Source organism: Hydrogenophaga sp. PAMC20947, from assembly GCF_004795855.1.
Classification (GTDB): Bacteria; Pseudomonadota; Gammaproteobacteria; order Burkholderiales; family Burkholderiaceae_C; genus Hydrogenophaga.
The window spans coordinates 912872-935979 of the sequence record NZ_CP039252.1 but is presented as its reverse complement, the minus strand read 5'-3'; the positions used below and the strand labels follow the sequence as shown (position 1 = coordinate 935979).

At 60.1% G+C, this 23108-nt stretch carries 18 protein-coding genes; 10 read left to right on the top strand and 8 right to left on the bottom strand.

The features are described 5' to 3' along the window. Nucleotides 1-38 precede the first annotated feature (38 nt). From E5678_RS04260 to E5678_RS04245, 4 genes are read left to right on the top strand one after another with little or no spacing between them, the layout of a single operon-like run. Nucleotides 39-902 (top strand): branched-chain amino acid ABC transporter permease, encoded by an 864-nt coding sequence (locus tag E5678_RS04260; RefSeq protein WP_136177372.1) that lies wholly within the window; start codon nt 39-41, stop codon nt 900-902. Next, nucleotides 899-1921 (top strand): branched-chain amino acid ABC transporter permease, encoded by a 1023-nt coding sequence (locus tag E5678_RS04255; protein WP_136177371.1) that lies wholly within the window; start codon nt 899-901, stop codon nt 1919-1921. The genes E5678_RS04260 and E5678_RS04255 overlap by 4 nt, the downstream gene beginning before the upstream one ends. Further along, nucleotides 1918-2685 carry an ABC transporter ATP-binding protein gene (locus tag E5678_RS04250; RefSeq protein ID WP_136177370.1) on the top strand — a complete coding sequence of 256 codons (768 nt, stop codon included), beginning with the start codon at nt 1918-1920 and terminating at the stop codon, nt 2683-2685. Before E5678_RS04255 ends, E5678_RS04250 begins: the two co-directional genes overlap by 4 nt. Continuing rightward, nucleotides 2682-3395, top strand: coding sequence for an ABC transporter ATP-binding protein (locus tag E5678_RS04245; RefSeq protein WP_136177369.1), 714 nt, complete (start codon nt 2682-2684; stop codon nt 3393-3395). Before E5678_RS04250 ends, E5678_RS04245 begins: the two co-directional genes overlap by 4 nt. 136 nt (nt 3396-3531) lie before the next feature. Here the strand turns inward: E5678_RS04245 and E5678_RS04240 are convergent, their stop codons facing one another. Continuing rightward, on the bottom strand, nt 3532-4035 hold the full coding sequence (locus tag E5678_RS04240) for a cupin domain-containing protein (protein ID WP_136177368.1): 504 nt from the start codon (nt 4033-4035) through the stop codon (nt 3532-3534). Nucleotides 4036-4351: 316 nt separating this feature from the next. Here E5678_RS04240 and E5678_RS04235 point away from each other — a divergent pair, with 316 nt between their 5' ends. The 3 genes from E5678_RS04235 (at nt 4352) to E5678_RS04225 (ending at nt 7776) form a co-directional block, all read left to right on the top strand. Next, nucleotides 4352-4669 carry a hypothetical protein gene (locus E5678_RS04235; RefSeq protein WP_136177367.1) on the top strand — a complete coding sequence of 106 codons (318 nt, stop codon included), beginning with the start codon at nt 4352-4354 and terminating at the stop codon, nt 4667-4669. 167 nt (nt 4670-4836) lie between these two features. Next, nucleotides 4837-6321 carry a glycosyltransferase family 25 protein gene (locus E5678_RS04230; RefSeq protein WP_136177366.1) on the top strand — a complete coding sequence of 495 codons (1485 nt, stop codon included), beginning with the start codon at nt 4837-4839 and terminating at the stop codon, nt 6319-6321. 381 nt (nt 6322-6702) lie between these two features. Then, nucleotides 6703-7776 (top strand): mechanosensitive ion channel domain-containing protein, encoded by a 1074-nt coding sequence (locus E5678_RS04225; protein ID WP_210731982.1) that lies wholly within the window; start codon nt 6703-6705, stop codon nt 7774-7776. A 130-nt stretch (nt 7777-7906) separates the two neighbouring features. Here the strand turns inward: E5678_RS04225 and E5678_RS04220 are convergent, their stop codons facing one another. Next, nucleotides 7907-8683 carry an IclR family transcriptional regulator C-terminal domain-containing protein gene (locus E5678_RS04220; RefSeq protein ID WP_136177365.1) on the bottom strand — a complete coding sequence of 259 codons (777 nt, stop codon included), beginning with the start codon at nt 8681-8683 and terminating at the stop codon, nt 7907-7909. 248 nt (nt 8684-8931) lie between these two features. On the opposite strand from E5678_RS04220, the gene pobA reads away from it, so the two are divergent. Both pobA and E5678_RS04210 read left to right on the top strand, forming a co-directional pair. Then, nucleotides 8932-10116: a 4-hydroxybenzoate 3-monooxygenase gene (pobA, locus tag E5678_RS04215; protein ID WP_136177364.1), complete on the top strand. Its 1185-nt coding sequence runs from the start codon at nt 8932-8934 to the stop codon at nt 10114-10116. 230 nt (nt 10117-10346) lie between these two features. Further along, nucleotides 10347-11246 (top strand): CaiB/BaiF CoA-transferase family protein, encoded by a 900-nt coding sequence (locus tag E5678_RS04210; protein WP_136180625.1) that lies wholly within the window; start codon nt 10347-10349, stop codon nt 11244-11246. A gap of 169 nt (nt 11247-11415) precedes the next feature. On the opposite strand, the gene E5678_RS04205 is transcribed toward E5678_RS04210, so the two are convergent. The 5 genes from E5678_RS04205 to E5678_RS04185 all read right to left on the bottom strand — a co-directional run bounded on the left by E5678_RS04205 (nt 11416) and on the right by E5678_RS04185 (nt 21232). Then, a complete protein-coding gene (locus E5678_RS04205; protein WP_136177363.1) occupies nt 11416-11727 on the bottom strand; it encodes a hypothetical protein in 312 nt (103 codons plus the stop codon). A 321-nt stretch (nt 11728-12048) separates the two neighbouring features. Beyond that, nucleotides 12049-17481, bottom strand: a complete 5433-nt coding sequence (locus E5678_RS04200) for a VWA domain-containing protein (RefSeq protein WP_136177362.1) — start codon at nt 17479-17481, stop codon at nt 12049-12051. Nucleotides 17482-17535: 54 nt separating this feature from the next. Beyond that, the gene (locus tag E5678_RS04195; RefSeq protein ID WP_136177361.1) at nt 17536-19935 is read right to left on the bottom strand and encodes a hypothetical protein; all 2400 of its coding nucleotides are present in this window, start codon (nt 19933-19935) and stop codon (nt 17536-17538) included. A 242-nt stretch (nt 19936-20177) separates the two neighbouring features. Beyond that, nucleotides 20178-20795 (bottom strand): zeta toxin family protein, encoded by a 618-nt coding sequence (locus tag E5678_RS04190; protein ID WP_168708484.1) that lies wholly within the window; start codon nt 20793-20795, stop codon nt 20178-20180. A 50-nt stretch (nt 20796-20845) separates the two neighbouring features. Continuing rightward, nucleotides 20846-21232, bottom strand: coding sequence for a hypothetical protein (locus tag E5678_RS04185; protein WP_136177359.1), 387 nt, complete (start codon nt 21230-21232; stop codon nt 20846-20848). Between the two features lie 148 nt (nt 21233-21380). Here E5678_RS04185 and E5678_RS04180 point away from each other — a divergent pair, with 148 nt between their 5' ends. Continuing rightward, a complete protein-coding gene (locus E5678_RS04180; protein WP_136177358.1) occupies nt 21381-22061 on the top strand; it encodes a cold shock and DUF1294 domain-containing protein in 681 nt (226 codons plus the stop codon). A 69-nt stretch (nt 22062-22130) separates the two neighbouring features. Here E5678_RS04180 and E5678_RS04175 read toward each other — a convergent pair whose 3' ends face one another. Beyond that, complete coding sequence (locus tag E5678_RS04175; RefSeq protein ID WP_136177357.1) at nt 22131-23072, bottom strand: TraB/GumN family protein; 942 nt, start codon at nt 23070-23072, stop codon at nt 22131-22133. Nucleotides 23073-23108: the final 36 nt, after the last annotated feature.

Below are 23108 nucleotides of genomic sequence, written 5' to 3'. Positions count from 1 at the left end.
GCGCGGGTTTGCTGCATGCCTACCCTATTCCCCCACCCATGGATTTCGCCAATTTCCTGATCCAGCTGCTCAACAGTGTGCAATACGGCTTGCTGCTGTTCATGCTCGCCGCTGGTCTGACCCTGATCTTCGGCATCATGGGCGTGGTCAACCTGGCGCACGGCACCTTTTACATGCTCGGCGCTTACCTCGCCTGGTTCCTCACGGCGCAGTTTGACAACCTGCTCTTGGCCATCGTGGTGGGCGCGCTGCTGGCGGTCGCCTTTGGCTGGGCGCTCGAGTGGCTGCTGTTTCGCCACTTTTACAAGCGCGACCACCTCGATCAGGTCTTGCTCACCTTCGGCCTGATCTACATCTTTCAGGAAGCCCGCTCGATCCTTTGGGGCGACGATGTGCATTCGGTTGCGGTGCCCGAGTTGTTCAATGGCGCCATCCAGCTCACCGACAACCTTTCGTACCCCGTTTACCGCCTGGTGGTGTCGGCCGTCTGCGCCGCGCTGGCATTGGGCCTGTACCTGCTGATTTCCAAAACCCGCCTGGGCATGAAGATCCGCGCTGGCGCCTTCAACCGCGAAATGGCCGAGTCGCTCGGCATCAACATCCGCTTTATCCATTCCATCGTGTTTGCGCTGGGCGTGGGTCTGGCGGCGGTGGCCGGTATGGTCGCCGCACCGATCTCCAGTGTGTACCCCGGCATGGGCAGCTCGGTGCTCATCATGTGTTTTGTGGTCGTGGTGATCGGTGGCATCGGCTCGGTGCGCGGGGCGCTGGTCGCCGCGCTGATGGTCGGACTGGTCGACACCTTCTGCAAGGTACTGGTGCCGGAAATCGCCGGCATGGCGGTGTACATGCTCATGGCTGCCGTGTTGTTGTTCAAACCCGAAGGCTTGTTCAAATCATGAGCGGAGCCAACGCACAGCTCGAAATCTTGCCGCGCAGCGTTCAGGTGTTGTTGGCGGTCGGTGCACTGGGCCTGGCCGTCTTTCCCTTGATTCCCATGGAAAGCTCGGGCTACTACGTCCAGATGCTGTCGCAGATGATGATCCTGGCCATCTTCGCGATGAGCCTGGATTTGCTGCAGGGCGTCACCGGCCTCGTGTCGCTGGGCCATGCGGCCTACTTCGGGCTCGCCGGCTACGCACTGGCTTTTCTCACGCCCGCCGATGTCCCGGTGAGCCTTTGGTGGTCGCTCCCGGTGGCGGCCTTGGGCACCGGGCTGGCCGCGCTGGTCATCGGCTTTTTCGTGGTGCGCACCCACGGCATCTACTTCATCATGGTCACCATGGCGTTTGCCCAGATGGTGTTCTATCTGTTCTTCGACAACGCCGTGCTGGGTGGCTCCGACGGGCTCTATGTGAACTTCCGGCCCGATGCCACGCTGTTTGGCTGGCGCGGCATCGATCTGGAAGACAAAACAACCTTCTTCTACTTCACGCTGGCGCTGCTGGTGTTGATTTACGCCTTTCTGCGCCGTCTGCTCTTCTCGCCCTTTGGCCGCGCGCTCTCGGGCATTCGGGTCAACGAGCACCGCATGCGCGCCGTGGGCTACGGCAGCTTTGGCTACAAGCTCACCGCCTTCACGCTGGCGGGTGCCCTGGCCGGCGTGGCCGGCTATTTGTGGGCCGCGCAAACGGGCTATGTGAACCCCGAGCTGATGGGCTTTCACCTGAGCGCCCACGCGATCATGATGGTGATCCTGGGTGGCATGGGCAACTTCGGCGGCGCTATCGTAGGCGCGTTTGCCTTTGAATGGGTGATGCACCTTTTCAAAGACATGACCAAACACTGGCAGCTGCTCATGGGCAGCTTCATCGTGCTCGTGGTGCTGTTCGCGCCGCGCGGGCTGTTGGGTTTGATTGACCGCCTCACTGGCAAAAAGGAAAAACCGGACAAGATGAAAGAAACCAAGGAGGCGCCATGAGCGAACTGCTGCTGAGCGCCATCCAGCTCACCAAGCGTTTCGGCGGTCTGGCCGCTGTGAACGGTGTGTCGGTGGACCTGTTCCGCGACCGCATCCACGCCGTGATCGGCCCCAACGGGGCCGGCAAATCCACGCTCACCAACCTGCTCTCAGGCGATCTGCCGCCCACGTCCGGCCAGATTCGCTTGGGGAACACCGATATTGCGGGCAAGAGCCCTGAGCGCATTTCGCGCCTGGGCCTGGGCCGCAGCTACCAGAAGACCAACATTTTCCTGCCCTTCACCGTGTGGGACAACGTGCGTCTTGCTGCCCAGTCGGTCGAGCGTCAGGCACCGTGGAACCCGGTCCACTGGTTGAGCACAGCGCGCAACGACCGCACGGTCAATCAACGCTGCGAACGCGCCCTGGAACTCGCCGGCCTCACGCTGCGCGCCCAAACCGTGGCCGGCAACACCAGCCACGGCGAGCAACGCCAACTTGAAATTGCCATGACGCTGGCTACCGAGCCACGGGTGCTGCTGCTCGATGAACCGCTCGCCGGCATGGGCCAAGCCGAAGCCGAAAGCATGATCGAGTTGCTGCAAAAGCTCAAAAAGAACCACGCCATCATGCTGGTGGAGCACGACATGGACGCCGTGTTCGCCCTGGCCGATCAGCTCACCGTGATGGTCAACGGCCAGGTGATCGCCACGGGAACGCCCGAGCAGGTTCGCGCAGACTCGAATGTCCAGGCCGCGTACCTGGGCGAGGAGCACGCGGCATGACCCACCCCCTCATCCAGACCCAGGGCCTCAACACCCACTACGGCGCCAGCCACATACTGCGTGGCATTCATTTCACCGTGAAGCCCTTTGAGACCATCGGGCTCATGGGCCGCAACGGCATGGGCAAAACCACGCTGCTGAAATCCATCATGGGCATCGTCAAACCCAGCGGCGGCAGCGTAACGATCAAAGGCCAGGTCATGACGGGCGCGGCCACCTTCGAGATTGCAAAGCAAGGCATCGCCTACGTGCCCGAAGGTCGCGGTATTTTTGGCAACTTGAGCGTCAAGGAAAATCTCAACATGGCCGCCCGCCCTGGCACAAAAGGCCAGCGAGATTGGACCTACGAGCGCGTGCTCGACACCTTCCCCCGCCTGGCTGAACGACTCAACCACGGCGGCCAACAGCTCAGCGGCGGTGAACAACAAATGCTCACCATCGGCCGCGCGCTCATGACCAACCCCGACGTGCTCATCCTCGATGAAGCCACGGAAGGGCTGGCACCGCTCATCGCTCGCGAGATCTGGCGCATTTGCGGCGTCATCCGCGAGAGCGGCATCAGCAGCGTGATCGTGGACAAAAACTGGAAACACGTCACCCAGATCGCCGACCGTTGCACCATCCTGCTCAAGGGTGAGGTGGCGTTTGAGGGCAGCTCAGATGAGCTGTTGGCGAAACCTGAGTTGCTGGAGTTGTATTTGGGGGTCTAAAGGCCCGACGGGTGTCGCGACTAGCCCACCCATCGCGAACAAAGCAAAAGGAACGCTCACCTTGGAATTTCTGACCAAGGGTCGCATTTCCCTTGAGCCGATTGCCAGAGAAGGGGAACGTCAACGGCGGCCGGTCTCAGACGGCGCCAGTCGGATGCGTGGGGTCCACCCACAGCACGTGCTCGGGTTTTTCCACCGGGTCAATGTCCAGGTTCACCGCCACCGCCTGACCATCGCTGCGGCACAGCACGCACTCCAGCACCTCGGTGGCGCTGGCATTGATCTCTTGGTGCGGCACAAAGGGCGGCACATAGATGAAGTCGCCCGGCCCGGCCTCGGCTGTGAACTCCAGCTTTTCACCCCAGCGCATGCGTGCCCGCCCTTTGACCACGTAGATCACGCTCTCCAGCGGGCCGTGGTGGTGAGCGCCAGTCTTGGCGTCGGCGTGGATGGTGACAGTGCCAGCCCAAAGCTTTTGCGCGCCGACGCGTGCAAAGTTGATCGCCGCTTTTCTGTCCATGCCCGGTGTACTCGGCACGTTGCCGTCGAGCTGGTTGCCCGGAACGACGCGCACACCGTCGTGTTTCCACGCGGGCTCGCCGGGCGGGTGGCTGTGGTGATCATCTTGCGGGTGAGACATGGCAGGCTCCTTCGTATAAACGGACTACAAATTGCGAGGCGCACACGACGGCGTTCAGCCACCATAGCGCTGGCGCGGCAGCGCAGCGCCATGGCCCAGAATTTCCAGCTTGGGCAACCGCCGGCAATCGCAGCACTGAACTGCTGCTGCCCCGTTTGTTGGCTTTGACACGCCATCTTACCCAGCTCGCCCTGAGCGGGGATCGAATGCCAAAGGCACGGCACGGCACGGGTCCTTTGTGGAGAGAAACGAGCCGCAAGTCCACTCGCGAAAGTCCTGCCACGCCATGGGCAAAACCACACGCCTCAAATCCACCATGGACACCGCCAAGTCCAGCGACGGCAACCTGACCATCAAAGCCCGGACCCTACCCGGTGCGGCCACCTTTGCGATGGCCCGCCAGGGCATCGCCCAGGAGCCCGAAAGCCGGGGTCACTTCGACGGGCTGAGCATGAAAGAAAAGTTGGCAAGTTCGTCCCAGCCAGGAAGAAGACGCGAAATCGCCGCCAGCGGCCCAGATTTGGCCCATCTGCTGCGTCATCCGCGAGAGCGGCATCTGCAGCGCCGTCGGGGACAAAAACTGGAAACACGTCATCCAGATCGTCGACCGCTGCACGACCCGGGTCAGGGGTGAGGTGGCGGTTGAGAGCGGATCGGATGAGGTGCTGGCGAAACTGAAATTGCTCGAGCAATGCCTTGGCACCTTGGCCGAGAGCGGTGATCGCCCCGATGAGGCTATCGCTCCATGCATAAAATGTCGATCGGTCACACCGCCGCAACTCGATCACAACCTGCCCAACAATGACCAACCTTGCCGCCTACATCCTCGCAGTGACCGATGTTCCTGAACGGGTAGAGGATGCCGAAAACCTGCAGCAGTCCCTGAACTCACTTCGTCTGTTTGATTCGGTCGAAATTGTGCCGGCCATCTACTGGAAGAATGAGTCATCTGCGATCGATTTCATCAGCAAGCACCCCGATTACGGCTTTACCGAACGCTATCTCACTGCCTGCAGAAAGGGACAGGCGTGCTGCACGCTGAGTCATATCAGCCTCTGGCAAAACCTGCTGAACAGCGTGCACGACGGCGCCATGGTGTTCGAGGACGACATCTATGTGGAAGACAGTGGCCATCTGCGCGAGATCGCCGAATCCATCTCGCGCCGGCCGGACATCGACTGGCTTCGCATCCACCTGCACAAGGCGTTCCGGGACGAGATTCTTCAAAGTCCTGAGCTGGACATCTTTGTGAACGACCCCTCAGTCTACGGATTCGCGGCCTACTACGTCAGCCGGCAGGGCGCGGAGAAGCTCCTGAGGAACTTCCAGACCATCGACAACAACGTCGACGTCATCGTTCCCGAGCTGGGGAGGTCCAACCGGCTCACTTGCAGGACGGTGCACAAGGTCGTCGTTGAACACCACCCCTTCGACGGAGATGTCGAGGACCTCGCGCAGAGGCATGAGATTGAGCGTTTGCAGATCAAATTGCAGAAGTCCCCCAGCACGATTTATTCGTCGCCCTGCTTCCAACCTGGGGAAAGGCTCCACCGCATGATGATGATCCCGCAACAGGTCCGGCAACTCAAGGAGCAGGGATACACAGTTTTGAGGGGCGTGTTCGCGCAGGACGAGATCGTCCAAGCACGGTCACAGATTCTGGCCAACCATGCGCTTTTCAAGAACACCCGTTCCAACCCGTCCTCATTGCACCTGGCTGGATTCCACCGCTTTCCCGAACTGGAATCGCTGCACACCAATCTGGCCACAAATGAGGCGGTCCTAGACCTCCTCGCAGCTTCCGTCAAAAGCGGCAGGGTGCGAACCATCGGTCTGTCGGACATCACCATTAACCGATCACAGAACTGGCACAAGGATTTGTTGAGAGGAAAGTTCCGCCACCACCTCGGCGACGAGTCCACCTATTGGAATACCGATGACGGCGGCGTCTACAAAGCGCTGCTGTACCTCCAGAAAGGCGCCTCCCTGAAGGTCATCGAAGGTTCGCACCTTGAGCAGACATCGCTGAACAGCGACTCCTTCAGCGAGCCAACGGATGAAGCGCGCGTGCGCGAAATTCCGGTCGAGGCCGGCGATACAGTCATCATGGACATCCGGGTATCGCACCGAGGGTCTCCAGAAGTGCTGTTTCAACCCTCCGAACCAGTCCTTCCCCCGCGCATTTTGATATCGACCGTATCGGGCTGCGTCGACGGCAAGCTGACAAAGGCGATGGAGATCGGCAACTTTCATCGCCTGGTGGACTGGATGGAGCGGCACCCCTGACCCTGCTCGCTCACAGCCGCAGCGCACGGGCCGCGTCCAGCAACAGCGGCAATAGATCGCGTTTCATCACCCTCTGGCGCCAGTCCCGCCGGAACCGCCACGGCATTCAATGCGGCCCCGATCTGGCCTTTCATGTTTGCCAAAAACACGGTGAACGCGTGGCGTGCAAGCCAGAGGCATGCGCCACCGCCCGCCCATGCACACGCTGCGGGTCACTGCCACACGAATGTGGGGTCAGGCCACCGCCTTTTGGTCAAAAAGCGCAAGCGGCTACAGTGGACCCTGCTCACCTCACCTCACCACACCAACACCCAAAGAGACGCATTGCATTCAATTTTTCGTTGAATGCAAAAGACAAAGCCTGACCATTAGGAACCGACTGTGCCCCTCACCATCCTACTGCCCGACCCGCTCACGGCCTTGATCGCCGCCGCTTTGGCGGTGGGCATTGCACTGGTTTTGCACGCGGTGGTTTTCCGGATCATGAAGCGGTTTGCCGAGCGCAGCGACAGCGAGAGCGATGGCGTGCTCCTCAAGCGCTTGTCGAGCCCAACCCGGGTTTCGCTGGTCGCGCTTGCGCTGGTGTTGGTGGCCAGGGAGGTTCCGATGCTGGAGGCGGTGTGGGCCAAGGTGGCCAGCTTTGTGATGCCGATACTGGTGGGGTGGATGGTGTTGGCCATCTTGCGCGCCTTGGTCGAAACCATGAAGTTGCGGGCAAACACAACGGTTGAAGACACCCTCAAGGCTCGGCGCAAGCGCACCAAGCTGACCATGCTCAACCGGCTCGCCACCTTCATTGTGGTGTTTGTAGTGGTTGGGCTGGTGCTGCTGTCTATCCCCGGTGTGCGGGATATTGGCGTGACGCTGGTCGCTTCGGCTGGCCTTGCGGGCTTGGCGGTGGGGGCTGCGGCGCAGCCCGCGCTCAAGTCGCTGATTGCGGGCATACAAATGGCGCTTACAGAACCGATCAACATCGACGATGTGGTGATCGTGGAGGGTGAATGGGGCTGGATTGAAGACATTCACACCACCTATGTGGTGGTGAAAATCTGGGACGAACGCCGCTTGATCGTGCCCACCAGTTACTTCCTCGAGAAGCCATTCCAAAACTGGACCAAATCGACCGCACAATTGCTTGGCGCGGTCAAGCTGTATCTGGATCCGAGCACCCGCATTGGGCCCATCCGGCAGGAATATGAACGCTTGATCAAAGCCAACCGCCTGTGGGATGGGCGGGTTCAAGTGACCCAGGTGACCGATACCCAGCGCGACGCCATCGAAGTTCGCTTGTTGATGAGCGCCAAAGATTCACCAACCCTGTTTGACCTGAGATGCGAAATCCGGGAGGCCATTCTGGATTGGCTGGCCGAAAACCAGCCCGAAGCCTTTGCCCGGACGCGCCTGGCGAGCCCGGATGGCATCGGCATCACCATGGAAGACCAGAAGGCTGCGTGAGTCCGTCTCTGGCGGCTGCGCATCCCCGCTTCGGTCCTGCGACCCTCTAAGTGGGACTGCATTTGGCTGCCGATGGCGGCTGCCGATTCGTTGATCGGCGCAGTCAACTGGCCACCCTCCTTTCACTTCATCAAAGCAATGACCGCAACTCCCGCGCCGCCTCCTGCAGCAGCGGCAACAGATCCTTGCGCAGCACCTCTGGCGCCAGCCGCTCAGGCGCAGCAACCACGTTCAGCGCTGCCACCGTCTGGCCTTTCATGTTGCGCAGCGGTACGGCTAGCGCGTGCACCCCCAGCTCGTGCTCTTCGCTGGCCAGCGCCAAGTCATCGGCGCGTATCTGGGTGATCGAGGCGCGAAAGGCTTTGTGGTCCACGATCGTTCTGGGCGTGAGCCGCGCCAGTTCGCGACCTTTGAGCCAGACACTGAATTCGGCGCGTGGCATGGCGGCCAGCAACACGCGACCGGTGGACGTGGCGTGCACAGGCAGGCGCGCGCCCAAGTGCAAGCCGTAGGCCATCAAGCGTTGCCCACCCACCGAAGCGCTACGGGCGACGATCACCACCTCGTCGCCATCGAGCACCACCGCTGAAAACGATTCACGGGTTTGTGCGGCCAGGCGGTTCAGCGTGGGCTGCAGCAAGCGCGGCAAGCGCGCCGATGCCAGGTAACTGCCCGAGAAGCGCAACACTTTGGCAGACAACCAGTAATGGCTGCCATCGGTATCGAGGTAGCCCAGGTGGGCCAGCGTGAGCAAATGGCGGCGGGCCGCTGCTCGCGTGAGCCCGGCCCGCCCGGCCGCCTGTGTGGCGTTGAGCCGCTGGCGCTCGGTATCGAAGCTCTCCAGCACCGCCATGCCTTTGGCCATGCCTTCGATGAGATCGGCTTTGGCGATGGGGGGGTTGCTCATGGTGGATGCTCCGGCGAAAACTTGTTGCGCGATGATCGCACATAGAGGCCGATGATCGCGCAAGAAGGTTTGAACGTTGTTGCCCTGAAGAACGACCCTGCTTACGCTACATGCACATCAATCAACCAGAGACAGACCCCGCGCGCCAGCGCCCAAACCCAGGGAACCGTCGAACCGGCTTTGCACAACGGCCAGGTCCGCGCCCGCCCAGGGGGTGGCGCCAAAGGCGGCGCGGGGGTAGCCAAATCATGCGAACACAAGTTGCCATCATCGGGGCAGGCCCTTCCGGCCTGCTGCTCGGCCAGTTGCTGCACAAAGCAGGCATCGACGCCATCATTCTGGAACGGCAAAGTCCGGAGTACGTGCTCGGGCGCATCCGCGCCGGCGTGCTGGAGCAAGTGACAGCCGATTTGCTGGACGAAGCGGGCGTGGGCCAGCGCATGCACACGGAAGGCCTGGTACACGGCGGATTCGACATGCTGTTTGGCGGTGTGCGCCACCGCATCGATCTGGAAAAACTGACCGGCGGCAAAAAGGTCATGGTCTATGGTCAGACCGAGGTCACGCGCGACTTGATGGATGCCCGAACAGCAGCCGGCTTGCCTTCGGTGTACGAAGCAGGCAATGTGCAGGTGCACGACTTCGACACCAAATCACCCCGCGTGACCTACGAAAAGGATGGCCAGAGCCACACCATTGATTGCGATTTCATCGCCGGTTGCGACGGCTTCCACGGCGTGTGCCGGGCCAGCGCGCCGCGCAGCGCCATCAAGGAGTTCGAAAAGGTGTACCCGTTTGGCTGGCTGGGCGTGCTGTCAGACACACCGCCGGTGCACCACGAGTTGATCTACGTGAACCACCCCCGTGGCTTTGCCCTGTGTTCCCAGCGCAGCGAAACCCGCAGCCGCTACTACCTGCAGGTGCCGTTGACCGACAAGATCGAACAATGGAGCGACGACGCCTTCTGGCAAGAGCTCAAATTGCGCCTGGACCCACAAGCGGCGGAACAGCTGGTGACCGGGCCCAGCATCGAAAAGAGCATTGCCCCGCTGCGCAGCTTCGTGACCGAGCCCTTGCGCTTTGGCCGCATGTTCCTGGCGGGCGACGCAGGCCACATCGTGCCCCCCACGGGCGCCAAGGGCCTCAACCTGGCGGCCACCGATGTGAAGTACCTGATGGACGCGTTTGTGGCGTTTTACCAGGACAAATCAGAAGCCGGCATCGACGCATATTCAGAGCGCTGCCTCAAGCGCATCTGGCGCGCCGAGCGCTTCTCCTGGTGGTTCACGTCGATCATGCACAACTTCCCTGAAGAAGGCACCATCAACACCAAGCTGCAGGAAGCCGAGCTCGATTACCTGATGCACTCAGAAGCGGGCCAACGCACGATTGCCGAAAACTACGTGGGCTTGCCGCTGGATTTCGCGGAGTAAATCCCCCCGCGCCGGCTGTGCCGTCACCCCCCCCAGGGGCCAACGCAGGCAGGCCGGCAGAGTCGGACCTGCGGCGTTCCCGGTTTGGAACACGCCGTTCGCTGTGATGCTTTTGCGATCGGATCCCCTTGACGCATCAAGCGGACGGCGCTGTCGCAGCGTTTTCACGGGTGAGGCCTGGCATGCGTTAAATTGATCATCAATCAGACAACTGCCGAAACCCATTCATGATGCCTTCCAGCCCGTCCAAACCACTCAAACCTTTGCGCGGCGTACGCGTCCTGAGCCTGGCGCTCAACCTGCCCGGGCCTGCCGCGTTGATGCGCCTGAGCGCCATGGGCGCCACCTGCACCAAGGCAGAGCCACCGGGCAAGGACCCGTCGAGCAGTGGTGATCCCATGGGGGCCTACAACCTCGCAGCCTATGACGCGATGCATGAGGGGATCAAAGTCATCACCCTGGATCTCAAAACCGACAAAGGCCAGACGCTGCTGCACAAGCAGCTGGCGCGCACCGATGTGTTGCTGACCTCATTTCGGCCTTCAGCGCTGGGTAAGCTGGGTCTGGGATGGACGGTTCTGCACAAACAATACCCGGCGTTGTCCATGGTGGCCATCGTCGGGGCACCTGGCGCTCGCGCCGAAGAACCTGGGCACGACCTGACCTATCTGGCCGAGGCAGGTCTGGTCAACGGCCTGGAACTGCCCGCCACCCTGTTTGCCGACATGGGCGGCTCGCTCATGGCCAGCGAAGCGGCGCTTCAAGCGGTGCTGCACCAGAAGACCACAGGGAAAAGCAGTTTTCAAGAGGTGGCCCTGTCAGAGGCTGCCAACTGGCTCGCCCTGCCCCGCAGCTGGGGCCTTACCCGGCCACAAGGTGCGGTGGGTGGCGCCCATGCAGGCTACAAGATCTACCCTTGCAAAAACGGCCGTGTGGCGGTGGCTGCGCTGGAGCCGCATTTCGCGGCGGGCTTGTGCGCGGCCGCTGGGGTGGAGATAGCCACCATGGGGGCCCTGTTCAAACCCGAAACGCATCAAATCATTGCCGATTTTTTGGCCAGCAAGACGCGCAAACAACTGGACAAGCTGGCGGCGAGCAAAGACATTCCGCTGTGCACACTCTCGAGCTGACGGTCTGATCCTCCGACCCACCAATTCAATGGCCCACTCGAAGGGTCCAGGACGAGAGTGGATGCTTCGAGTGCTCCCGCTCAGAGGCCGACCGGGACCACTGTGACGGCCTGAAGGAGCCCCGATGAAGGGTGTGTCGCCGCCGCCGAGCAAAAAACCAGACAACGGCTCAAGCCAATTGGGGATTGCCCAGCCATAGAGCCGCAGGCGCTGGCCCGGAACCGCTGGCTTCGCTGGCGCGCTGCAACGACTCGAGTTGCTTCACCAGCAGGTCGATCTGATCCAGAAAGACTTCCCGGCTCAGGTGTGGGCTTTGGGTCACGAGGCCTGCCGCCAGTTCCGCAAGGCCCTGACGGCCCTCCTCGCGCGCCCAGCGGCGCACATCGCAGTACGCAAGGAAAGCGAGGCGACCCAGGTCGCCGCGTTTGCGGGCGTCGTACAGGCCGGCCAGCAGATCGTCAATTTGCCACGGGTTGTTCATATCCGCTCCATGTTGCACTGCAGCATACCTGCTTTTTCGATAGCGGTACACCCTGAACCAGAGCGCATGGACAAACGGGCGAAATACGAGAACCTTTGCATCACATACAGCGGACCGGACCCAGCGTCCCCGCGTCCTGCGCCACCGAAAACCCCGCCAGGGGCATCGATTCAACGATCAGGCGTCGAGGACTCATGTGGCGCGATGCTGGTGCGTCAGGGCTCAAACTCCCTGGTGCCCAGGCAGCCAAGGAGTCGACTTGCCAGGTAGCCACCCCGTTCCAACAGCGTGCGTGAAAGGCCTCATCGCACGGTCACCGGGTCAATCCAACAGCAACTCTTTTCCGGCGGTCACCTCAACTTTTGGATAGCTCTTTGCTGGCGAACCTTGAACGACGACACGGTAATGACCCTGTTCGAGCAGCACGGCTTCGCCCCCGACCAGCCCTGTGGCAACCAGCGTGCCGGCCTGGTCGTAAACACTGTAGGGAACCATGACAGCGTCTTGAACCGCTGCGCTCAGCCCGCGCTGATCTCTTGCCCGGAAGTACCGGCCGCCACCCAGCTTTGCCCAGCTCTGAAAATTCGACTCCAGCTCAGCGCTGTCGATGGCGAATCCGACGATATTCAGCGTGACATCAACCCCTTTGTCTCGAAGTTTCTGCACGGTCGCTGCCGGGTCACCTTCGCAGGTTTCCTCGCCATCTGTCACCAGCACCACGATCTTGCGCCCCTTGGCGCCCTTCAGATCGGATTCCACGGCTGCCAGCGAAGCGGCAATCGGTGTTTTCGCGAGATTCATGGCTTCAACCGATTGAATCGCCTTCAGCATGGATGCTGAATTCAAAGGCTTCAATGCCACCTCAAGATCACTGCGGCAAGCGTTGGCCTGCCTGTGCCCGAAGACCCGAAGTGCAACGGGCGTGCCCGGTGGAATATGCTTGCTCACCACCTCTGTCAAAACTTCTTTGGCAATGGCCATTCGACGCTTGCCATCCAGCCGTTTGAGCATGGAGCCGGAGGCATCAAGAATCAGCTCAATGGCCGCTTGACTGCTTTTATCCTTGCTGCCGCGAGCGACCCGCAGCTTGCCGGGACCGAGTGGTTTTTTATAGGCTGTGCCAGCCTCAAGCGTGTAAGCAGCCGGGCGGCGCAACATCGTCATGGCGCGATCAAACGCGATCTCCATCGCACCTTCGCTTTCCATGTAGCTGTAGTGACCGCCGTTGACGCGAGACCAGTCCTGCATCAGGTCTTGCTCTCGCACCGGGTTTCGCCCCCAGGCGCCTTGCGAACCCACACCGAGCGCAAAAATCTGCGGCTGTACCTCTTGAAACGCCTGCCAGACCGGTGGGTGCGCGCTGGTTGCGGCATCGGTCACCATGACAATCGCCTTGGTGCCTGCTCTGGGTGCGAGCGCCTTCGACGCCTTTTCAAGCGTCTCCTCGGCTGCGCTCGAGCTTTCTTTGCGCGGATAGTCGTTGAGGATGGTCTGCAGAATGTACGGCTGCCCATACCAGTCCTTGCTCAGCAATTGACCACCAAAGGGCAGCAGATTGACGGCATCCTTGCCAGGTACAACATCTTTCGCGTACCCCAGCATCGCGTTATAGATCACAGGCAAATACGCACCAACGCTGGCGCTCGTATCCCAAAGAAAAAGCACATTGCGCGGCGGCTCTTCCACTTTCAGGAAGTAGGTCCCGCCAGGCTCCACAAAGGCCTCAAAGACGTGCAACTGCGGCGTGCTTTGTGCGTTGTTCTTGACAACAGGGACGGCTGAACCGTCGCCCGTCTCAATCGCCACCGACGCCCTCACCGTCGGGTCTCCACCGATTTTGAGACTCAGAAGGTTTTGGCCTCTTGGCACCTCGATCCGGTACCAGTGCAAGTGTTTGCCAAGCAACACCTGACCGCCCGCCTGTTGGTCAAACCCCAACTGGGCTGCCCGTGCTTTCGAGTCGTTGCCAGCGGGGACAAAGTCTGGCGCGAGCTGCAGGGGATGCAAGGCTTCATAAATCGCGGCCTGGCTTGCATCGCCCCACTCCGCCAGTATCGATCGATAGCCTTCCTGCGTTGGGCGCTCCCAGATGCGAATGGCATCGGCCAGTGCCAGCGTCACCTGCTTGTTTTGCGCGGCCACCGACAACTTCACAAACCGTGCCCAGGTCGGGGTCTTGAGATCCAGAACCGACTCTGCGCTTTTTGGTGACAGCGTCCAGTCTCCAATGGTCTGCCAAGGGCCAATGGGGGAATCGTTGCTGACAGAGACCGTGACTCTCTCGATCTTTTGGTCCCGAGGGCGCTTTTTCCCGTCGACCCACTCCAGCCGGGTGATCTGCGCGGCCCGGTCATGGTGGAAACCAATGACCACCTCGTATGCCTCGCCCTCCCGCACCCGCTGGCGTTCGAATACGCCATCGTCTTTCAACAACTCATCGTTTTTCGCCCCAGGGCGCGACCAAACGACATGGCCGCCGCGGCTCGCATCGACGAGGTTGAAGCCTTTGCCATTGGAAATGTCCAGCCCAGGTGTGGCAATCACCTTGAACTCGCCGAAACTCAACGCCGACCCGGCTCTTCCGTCAAACCCATTTTTCAACGTCAATCGAGCAAAACGCGCGGGCACCGGCTGCTCCAACACAAACACCTGCTCCGACAGGATCGGGAGCAATTCGCCTTTGAGTGCAGGCGTGTAGTTCTTTCCGTCCAGCGAAACCGAAAAATCGACATTTTTCAGAAACTGAGGCGCAGCCGAAAGTGCGAGTTCGCTGATGGCGATTCCAGCAACAGCAACCGGTTCGTTTCCCGCAAGTGCCACATCCACATTGACAGGTTCCCGCTTCGCCTGCCCGCGCAGCTGCATGCCTTTGTCCTTGACGGCGATCCCGTCAAACAGCTCGTCAAAACCCCTGCCAACACCCGTGTCAAGGCCGTCGAGCCAACGGCCGCCGAGCCCTGACCAAGCCACATTGAAGCCCCCGCGCAACGCATCCGGAATGCGCCAGGCTTGCACAGGGTTGACCGCGCCGGAATCGCGCCCCACCCGAATTTCAGCGAACGCTTCGCTCTGAGCGCCGTCGTCGGTGCTCGCCAAAATGCTCAGTCGCACCGGGGTGACTGCCCAGGCATCTGCCGGCACGCGAAGCGCAATCGGTACGGTGATCTCCCCTGCGGCTGGAACCGTGACGCGCTTCTTGTCCACATCCGTGGTCCAGCGCGCGTCGCTGGTCGCTGATTCAAGCTGAACCTGCCTTGGCGCAGAACCGCTGTTCTTCAACTTCAGTTCGCCACTCACCCTCTGCCCATACAGGCGGTATGCCGCTACTTCGTTGGTGACCAGTTTGAGACTCATCACCACCGGTGGCTGCTGTACTGCCTTGAGTACGCTTGGCTTCGATGGGAAATCAACCGCGATGCGATAGGCGCCGTTGCTCCTGATCCAGACATACGCTTCTGTCCCCGCCGGTACCGTGCCTTTCAACTGACTGGTCGCATTGTCCCAACCCAACAGGTTCGCCCCGCTTTCACGCGTCACCAACTCGATCACGGGCTTTTTCTCTGACGTGAAAGTGATCGTGGTCGGCACATCGAACACAGGCAAGCGGTACCAATCGCTGTCAAGCCAGTCCTGCGTCACCCCTTGCAGAATACCGTCTGCCGGCAGCGCGTTGGCCGTGTCCAGGTTGTCGTTCGGCTCACAATCGACAGGGCAGCCAAAACGCGGCAAGCGCTTGAGTGTCAGCTTGTATTCGGTTTCACTGGTTTTCTTGGCGGCCAGCGCCAAGCGGTAGTCGCCTGGAGGAAACAAGCCCTCGAGCACGACCTTCTTGCCCCCTTCTGGTTTGTTGAATTTCTTGAAAACACCGCCATTCCAATGCAGCATTGCAGTGATCGCACCATCCGCTGGAGGCTCCAGGGTCAGTTGAATCCGGTCCACGTTAGCGAGGTGAAACCGGTAGTTGTCTTCATCTTGTGAATCCTCCAACAGCCCAGTCCGGGTCTGCCCAAATTGCAGCGAATGCATTCGGCTTGCATCGTCATTTGGTTCCCGTTCACCGTTGGGGTCCGGCGCTCCGATGGGCTTTGCCAGCAGCGTGTATTGCCCCCCATCGCGTCCCGAGACCCTGATGTAATGAAGGCCGGGGAGCAGAAAAAGGTTGTCGAGCCGAACCCGGCTTTGCCCCTTGGGTACCCGGTACCGCTGCTTCTCAGCCCCGGCCCCGTCGTAATAGGCCAGCTCAGACAGCTCCTTACCGATGACCTGGATGCGCCAGAGCTGCGGATCCTGGCTCACCAAAATTTTGTAAAAATCGGTGTCGTCCCCCGTGAAACGCCCCTTGGTGCGGTTGTTGTCCGGAATCGCTGCGGCGTTTTCAATCTTGTCGTTGGGCTCAACCTCCGTGCCCTGGGTGATCGCACCTTGCTCGACCAGCGCCACCGAATATACGGAGCCAACCTTGCCGCGCTCCACAACGAAGCCCCAGCCGCCTTCTTCGAGCACCAGGTCAGGCAGCTCGACCACGCCGGTGTTCTCCCGGCACTGCAATTTTTGCCCTTTGCCGTCGGTCAAACACAGCGTCAATTTCGAATCGGCAGCGGTTTCCAACCGCAGCGTGAGCATCTGCTCCGCAACCGGTGCGCCGAGCGCAAAGCGGAAGTAATCGATATCACCCCGCTTCGCCAGCTTCCCGGTCACGGCCTGGGCAAACATCACCCGGTTGGCCTGGGCCCATTTGTCGTTGGGCTCGGCCTCCGCGCCTTCAATGCGCAGGCCAGCGGGGCTGAGCTGCAAGCTTCGGATAAAGCCGCTCTCGGGCGCCTTCATCTCGATGAAATAGGCGCCCTTGCCCAGGCTGAGGTCAGGCAACGAAAACTTGCCCTTACCGTCTGCATCGGCAGTGGCCAGCGGGGTGTTGTCGGGCGCGAACAAGGTCGCCTTCGCCTTGCGGCCCACAGGGACCTGGCCACTGACGTCCCACTTTTGCAGGGCATCTTTTTCGCCCATGTCCACCTGAAACCACGAGTCGGCCGAATCGCTCAACAGCGCGCTCTGGGTACCCGGGCGCATCTTCAGCGCTTTGACCCGCGTGGCTGCCGATTCGCTGCCTTGCTTCAGGCGCAACGCATCGCCTTCGCGAATGCTCAGCCGGTACGCGCCCGGCGGTTGTTTGGCCGCGGCCTGCCCCCCAGCCGCTGCGCGATCAAATTCGAGGCTGCCCGCCGGCGGCCTGAAGCCGCCCCCGCTGCCGTTGTGGGCAATGCCGAGCACATACTCGCCCGGCTCAAACAACAGGTCTTCGTGAACAGACGGCTTGGAGCCATCGCGCGTGCCCATGGTGAACAGCTTTTGCCGGCTGCGCACATCCACACCGTTCTCGGCGTACTCCACCCGCATGACTTCAACAATGGTCAGTTCACCCGGAATCCCCTGCAGCTCAAAGGTCCAGCGCTTGGCCGCATCCACATCCGACACGCTCCACTCGAAGGCATCCTGATCGCTGGCGTCCATGGTGCCGATGAGCTGCACAGCGCCGGATACTTTGTTGGCTGTTGAGGGGGTGTTGTTGGGCTCGACTTCGTAGACGCTGGATTGCGCCCATGAGTGCGTGGCAACAAGTACCAACACTGACAGCAATAACAATTCAGAAAGAAATCTTCTCATCGAAGCCCTTTGAGGGTTGATCCCGACATACCAAAATTCATCTATCCTCTCAAACGATGAATAATGAAAAATTACATATATAGCATCCATTGCAAATCAATGCGAAAAAGCAAAGCCCGCACCAAAACCTGACAAGCAGAATAATCAGAAGAAAATGACATCCACAAGACCTAGAACACCCCCAGCAACCCAAAAAGGAAATGCAAGAGGCGGATAAATTGATCCAATTCCTATTCCAAAACCGATACAGCTTCGAACCTTATTCTTGCCAAGTTGTTTTTGAGCAGCTCCAATGCACATCCCGACAACCTCACCAATTAGCCCAAGTGCAATAAAATTAGCTAGCGTAAAATACTTAGCAATTTCCGAGCCACGACCATCTCCACCCATACCGATGGCCTCACCTGTTCTGGAATTTACGCGCCACCAAGCTATATTTTCAGAAAATTTCGATAACTCCGGATCAGGCAAAAAAACCAAATACCCGTCATTCAGATCTCTCTGAATTGCGCGCAAAGTGGCCGCAGGCAACTGAGACTTATATCCGGACAAAGCCTGTTGATCAACTATTAAAGAAACCCTTTGACCGGTTTTCATCGCCTTATCAAATGCATCAATGGCATTAAAAGACTCCGATGGAACCCGATCAGTGATGGCATGGCGTTCCATATAGGTATCCCACACCCCCAGAGCCATATTCAGATCGGGTCTGGTGCGCAAGCCAGTATTCTGCCGATCCAGAACCATACGGGCATTTCGAACGATATCGATACGCTCCAAAAAGCCACCGTCAGTGCTCAATTGCTGGTTATGCAAAATAATACTAGGCTGCGGACGAAAGCTCATCACTCTATCTGGCAATGGATAACTGTCCAACAGAACAAGTAGCGGTAAAAATCCTGACCAATCGGCCGGAACATTATTGCGTTTAGCACTCGCCTTGCCAAAATCTGGCGCTGCCACTTGACGGATCATTGCCTCAAAAGCGAGCATCCGTTCCAATATCCTATCCAGCAAATAGCTTTCTGGAACGTGGCCGGCTCCCACCATGATCGTGTATTGGCTGGTCAGGGAAAGCGCCATGTCGGTATCGTCGAACGCTCGCTTGGGGAGGGTCACATGCCCTGTTGCGGAAAATCCATCCGTGCGGTTGGCGATGGTTCGGCTGTAGCTCACCGATGGCCGGCCAGGCGCCGACAATTTCAACCTCAGGGTTTGCCCCTCAAGCTCCATCGCACGCGATGCAGCTGGCTTCCCATCGGTTGCAGGCGCAGAGCCGATGCCTGCCAAAGCACCAGCGGCTTTGTTCGCTTTGTCGCCAACGGTCTTGATCACAGCGGCGTATGCGCTCGCGGCGTCTTCCTGCGACACGGTTTGCCCGCTCATGTCAAAGGCCACAGCGCCTGGCGAAGCGCTTTGATTGAGCGATGGCACAAATGTCGTGGCTGTTTTGAACCAGTCACCAGTTTTGGCTGGATCATTTGGCGCGGGCGCGCTGATGGGCATGTTGACGAACGTGAGCGGCTCACCATAAAAGTTGGAAACAGGCCGCTTCCAGGCAGCCATCACTGGTTTGTCGGTGATTTTTCCCTGAATTCGTTGCTGAATGGCCACCGAAATTTCCAACGTTTGCTGCAACGATTCGGGAATGGAGTCTTTGAACGTTTCACTGGCCTTGAGAGACAACAGCTTGCCGACCTCAGGGGTGAAGACCGGGTGTACCGCGGCCCATGCATCGGCAGGGCCTTTTCGGTATTCGACCCAAAAATAGTCACGCGCTTCTTTAGCCATCATCGCATCGGCCGGCGCAATGGCTGCAGAAAGTGAAATGTCACCCTTCTTTAGCTGGTCATGAATAAATTGAGCGGATTTAGTGGCGGATTTGAAGAGGGGCGACGATTTGAGTGGAACCAGTGGCCCGTTGAGCTGTTGCAACTCATCCCAAGACATGTCCTTGCCAGTCGCGGTTTTCGCAAAACGAACAAAATGCGCCTGGATTCGGCTCCTTTCCCCGGCAGACAGTTCGGCGGCTTTTGTGGGCTGGAGGGTATCAACCAGTTTTTTCGCCCATTCCGGGTTCAATTCACCGCGCAAAATGCGCGCATCGGCCCCGGCGTTTTTCAGCAGAGTTGCCAGCAGCAAAGATTGGTCCAGTGCGTTGCCTGCCCGGCTCATCAGGGTGCCCCGGGCGCCGCGCAATACGCCCGGGTACAGTTCAATGGCAATTTCTTTCTGCACAAACTGGATGATCTTCTGCTCATCAAAATCCAGCTTTTCTGTCAAGGCATCCAGGTCGAAACTGGATCGATCTATCTCTTTCCTTGCGGCCTTCAGGGTGTCGAAATAAGCGTTGAGATTGCGTTGGAGCTTTGCCGGGTCCGCCGACCTTGCCGGGTTTGACGACTTTGCCGATATGTCCGGTTTGCTCGGGTCGGCTTTGGGTGCATCGGCTTGCTTGCCGGAAGCGGCAAAAACGGGCGTGACCACCAGTGACCACGAAACGAACAAACAGGCTATCTGTTTGAACAACGGCGAATTTCCCATGACCTGCTCCCCTTGATGCATCCGCAGTGGCTTGTCATCGACCGCGCAGCGGTTGCCCGGCTACAGCGTGAAGATGACAAAGGTGGTGGCCTAGCCATCACCGCATTGGGTGCGCGCCGAATCTTGAACCACGCCCGAAATTTCCCGTGGTCATTGCGCTCGGTCTGCGAACCCGCGAATCATCATGCCGTCGTTCTGTCAATGGGGCAACCGGTGTTGACCCCATCGGTTTGAGCGGGGCATCAGACCCGCTTGGGCGTTGCAACCATTCCTATGGCCCACAGCGGCATCGCGTCGCTGGTCCACACCAGGGTTCCGGCCCGCAGCCGCGCGACCAAGCGAGGCGGTTGCACGTCCTCTCCCGGCGGGGCCGAGGTGTCGTACAGCAGCGCCATATCGGCCCGCCGCACCGCCACGCCCAAATGCCGCACCGTGCGTGGATAGCGCGAGAGAATGCGCTCTGGTGGCACCGGGTGACCACCCTCTTCCACACGCTGGGCCACACGGCCCAGCAGCATTTTCGGATCATCCACACACACCACGAGCAAAACCACGGCAAAGCCTGCGCGTTGGGCTGCGGCCATCAGATCGAGTTTTGAGGTGTGAGAGAAAACGGTTTCGCTGGCAAAAGACCGACCCGCGGTCAGGCAGCGGGCGCGCTCAGCGTCTGCCCAGGTTCGAGCGGCCTTTGAGCGGGCCACTGGATCCAGGACGTGTTGCAGCGCTGCGGCTTCGTGCAAATCAGCATTGACAAAAGGCGCGTTTCGCGGGATCAGGCCCTCGACGACGGACGCCTTGTAGAGCGTGGACTTGCCGGCGCCGTTGGGCCCGGCGAGCAGATAGAACACGGGTTGCGCCAAACTCGCTGTCCTCGTTTTCAACGCCGTTTGCTGTCTTGCTTGAGATTCGCTCAGGCCGCGCGGCGGGCGTCAGAAGCGTCTTGGCGATTGGACAGCACCGCATCGCGCACCGCCTGCACCAGGCGACCATTGGTCTGGGCACGGGTAAAACGGGCTTCGATGGCATCCAGCGATTCGTCCAACGGTTCATCGGCTTGTTGACGGGCATCAAATTGTGCGATGGCTTCGCGAGCTTCCTGCACGGTGAGTCCAGTTTCGTCGGCAATGCGGCCGAGTGTGGCCCAGTATTCGATCTGGCCGGCCACAGAGCGGCGCTGAGGCAACGCAGCCTCCCGCGCCTGCTGCACCAGCGAGGCAGGCAGCTTGACTGAGGCAAAATTCGAGACGACTGGAACACTGACCGACGGACCGACCGTGGACGCATGGGGCTTGGACATGAGGCCTCCTGGAATCTTGATCCGCTAACGCTGCGGACTTGGTTCATTTTGCGCCAAAATGCGCCAATCGGCAACTTGGTGCAATCGACCTATTTGTACGGCCGCCGCAGAGGCCAAACCGAATCGACACACAGAGACTGAGCATCACATGAAAAAACAGGGAACCGTGGTCAAGTGGGACAGCGACAAGGCATTTGGGTTCATCCGAAGCCCCGACACCGATGCGGACATTTTTTTCCACCGCAAGGATTTGCAGGAGAACCGTCCCCCGGCGATCGGGCAGGCGGTCACCTTTGACGAGATCCATGTCGGTGGCAAAGGGCCACGCGCGCTGAAGATCGAGCTCGCAAAAAACCGCATTGAAACCGCGGCAGTCCTGCCGCAGGACACCACGGCCGAGCTGCTGCCGCGCGCGGAACAGGCCGACCGCTCCGAACCCCTGCACCTGAAGCGGCGTGAGCAGCGCCTGTACTGGACCGCGCTGGGTTTGATGGGATTCTGGTTGCTGCTGTGGTTGATCGGGATCGGGTTGGGCCGCTTCCCATGGGTGGTGCTCACCGGTTTGGCCCTGCTCAACCTCGCCACGTTTTACGTGTACTGGCGAGACAAAGAGGCCGCCATAGAAGGCAGCTGGCGCGCCAGCGAAAACCAGCTGCACGGGCTGGCCTTGCTGGGCGGCTGGCCTGGCGCCTGGTTTGCCCAGCAAATCCTGCGGCACAAATCCAGCAAACAGGCGTTCAGGCTTGTTTATTGGGCCACAGTGGGCTTGAACATCCTCGGCTTGCTGGCCTGGCTGATCTGGCCAGCGCTTCAGGCGACACCGGTCTGAAGCATCCGCTTCTGGCCAGCCATGTGGGCTGGCGGGGCGCAGCACCCTAGGTGCAGTCCTCAATGCCGTTCAGTGCATCCGCTGCACAGTGAATCCCCGTGCAGCCAGAAGGCGCGGCAGGGCCAAGGGTCCGGTCATGTGCAGCGCCCCCACAGCGGCAAACACCCGTTGGCCGCTTGCATGCAGGCGCTCAATGCCATTGGCCAGCCCCGGATTTCTGTCGTCGAGCAGCGTCTTCATGTCGGCCCGCTCACGCTCGGTATGAACACAATCGCACCAGTCTTGGTAGTGCGCCAACACGTCGAGATCGTTGTGCTCCCAGGCAACCGTCAACTTGGTCAGCACCGAGCGGGTTTGCGGCATTTCAAGCTGATCCAGCGCTTGAGAAACCGCCTCGGTGGCGTCTGCGTCGTCGGGCGACAGCATCAAATTGAGCTGTGAGCTCACGCTCTCCAGCGAAACCACTGGCAATTTCTCTGCATGGGCAGTCATGGTCAGCATCACTTCCGAGGCGTAAGCCGGATCAAAGCCTTGTTGCCGGCCCATCAGGGCAACCAAGGTCATGGCCTGCAGCTCGACCGGGCCGCTGCTCAACTGGTCCAACGGCAAACACTCGGCCACCCAAAGGCGCTCCAGGCGCTCCCGCAGCGTCTGAGGAATCACGCGCGGCGCCAATTCGGCGACCTGCTGCAACTGCTGCTGCGCTTCGTCACTGGTCATGTCGACCTCCAACGCCACGGTGTCCACCTGATCCAAGGCCTTGCGCATTCCAGGCCCCAGGCCCATCCATTCGGCCTTGCCGACGTGCATGGTGCCGTAGAGAAAAGATGATCTTCCATTGCGCTCGATACGCCATAGAAAACCGCGATCTCGCGCCTGCAAGGCGGCCTTGGTGAACAGCGCTTGAGAATAACTGGCGGTCGGTGGACAGGTTCCACGTTGTGCTTGAGCACTTACCGGCCCCGCACAGAATGCCAGCAGCGCCATCAGCGCGAACACAGCCTTCTTCATCGCTGGCCCCCCTTTGAATCGTTGATTGGGCCAGGA

Bases quoted from the DNA above. Each gene is read 5' to 3' on its own strand.
- E5678_RS04260 (WP_136177372.1), top strand. From the start codon at position 39: ATGGATTTCGCCAATTTCCTGATCCAGCTGCTCAACAGTGTGCAATAC.
- E5678_RS04255 (WP_136177371.1), top strand. From the start codon at position 899: ATGAGCGGAGCCAACGCACAGCTCGAAATCTTGCCGCGCAGCGTTCAG.
- E5678_RS04250 (WP_136177370.1), top strand. From the start codon at position 1,918: ATGAGCGAACTGCTGCTGAGCGCCATCCAGCTCACCAAGCGTTTCGGC.
- E5678_RS04245 (WP_136177369.1), top strand. From the start codon at position 2,682: ATGACCCACCCCCTCATCCAGACCCAGGGCCTCAACACCCACTACGGC.
- E5678_RS04240 (WP_136177368.1), bottom strand. From the start codon at position 4,035: ATGTCTCACCCGCAAGATGATCACCACAGCCACCCGCCCGGCGAGCCC.
- E5678_RS04235 (WP_136177367.1), top strand. From the start codon at position 4,352: ATGGACACCGCCAAGTCCAGCGACGGCAACCTGACCATCAAAGCCCGG.
- E5678_RS04230 (WP_136177366.1), top strand. From the start codon at position 4,837: ATGACCAACCTTGCCGCCTACATCCTCGCAGTGACCGATGTTCCTGAA.
- E5678_RS04220 (WP_136177365.1), bottom strand. From the start codon at position 8,683: ATGAGCAACCCCCCCATCGCCAAAGCCGATCTCATCGAAGGCATGGCC.
- pobA (WP_136177364.1), top strand. From the start codon at position 8,932: ATGCGAACACAAGTTGCCATCATCGGGGCAGGCCCTTCCGGCCTGCTG.
- E5678_RS04210 (WP_136180625.1), top strand. From the start codon at position 10,347: ATGCCTTCCAGCCCGTCCAAACCACTCAAACCTTTGCGCGGCGTACGC.
- E5678_RS04205 (WP_136177363.1), bottom strand. From the start codon at position 11,727: ATGAACAACCCGTGGCAAATTGACGATCTGCTGGCCGGCCTGTACGAC.
- E5678_RS04200 (WP_136177362.1), bottom strand. From the start codon at position 17,481: ATGGATGCTATATATGTAATTTTTCATTATTCATCGTTTGAGAGGATA.
- E5678_RS04195 (WP_136177361.1), bottom strand. From the start codon at position 19,935: ATGGGAAATTCGCCGTTGTTCAAACAGATAGCCTGTTTGTTCGTTTCG.
- E5678_RS04185 (WP_136177359.1), bottom strand. From the start codon at position 21,232: ATGTCCAAGCCCCATGCGTCCACGGTCGGTCCGTCGGTCAGTGTTCCA.
- E5678_RS04180 (WP_136177358.1), top strand. From the start codon at position 21,381: ATGAAAAAACAGGGAACCGTGGTCAAGTGGGACAGCGACAAGGCATTT.
- E5678_RS04175 (WP_136177357.1), bottom strand. From the start codon at position 23,072: ATGAAGAAGGCTGTGTTCGCGCTGATGGCGCTGCTGGCATTCTGTGCG.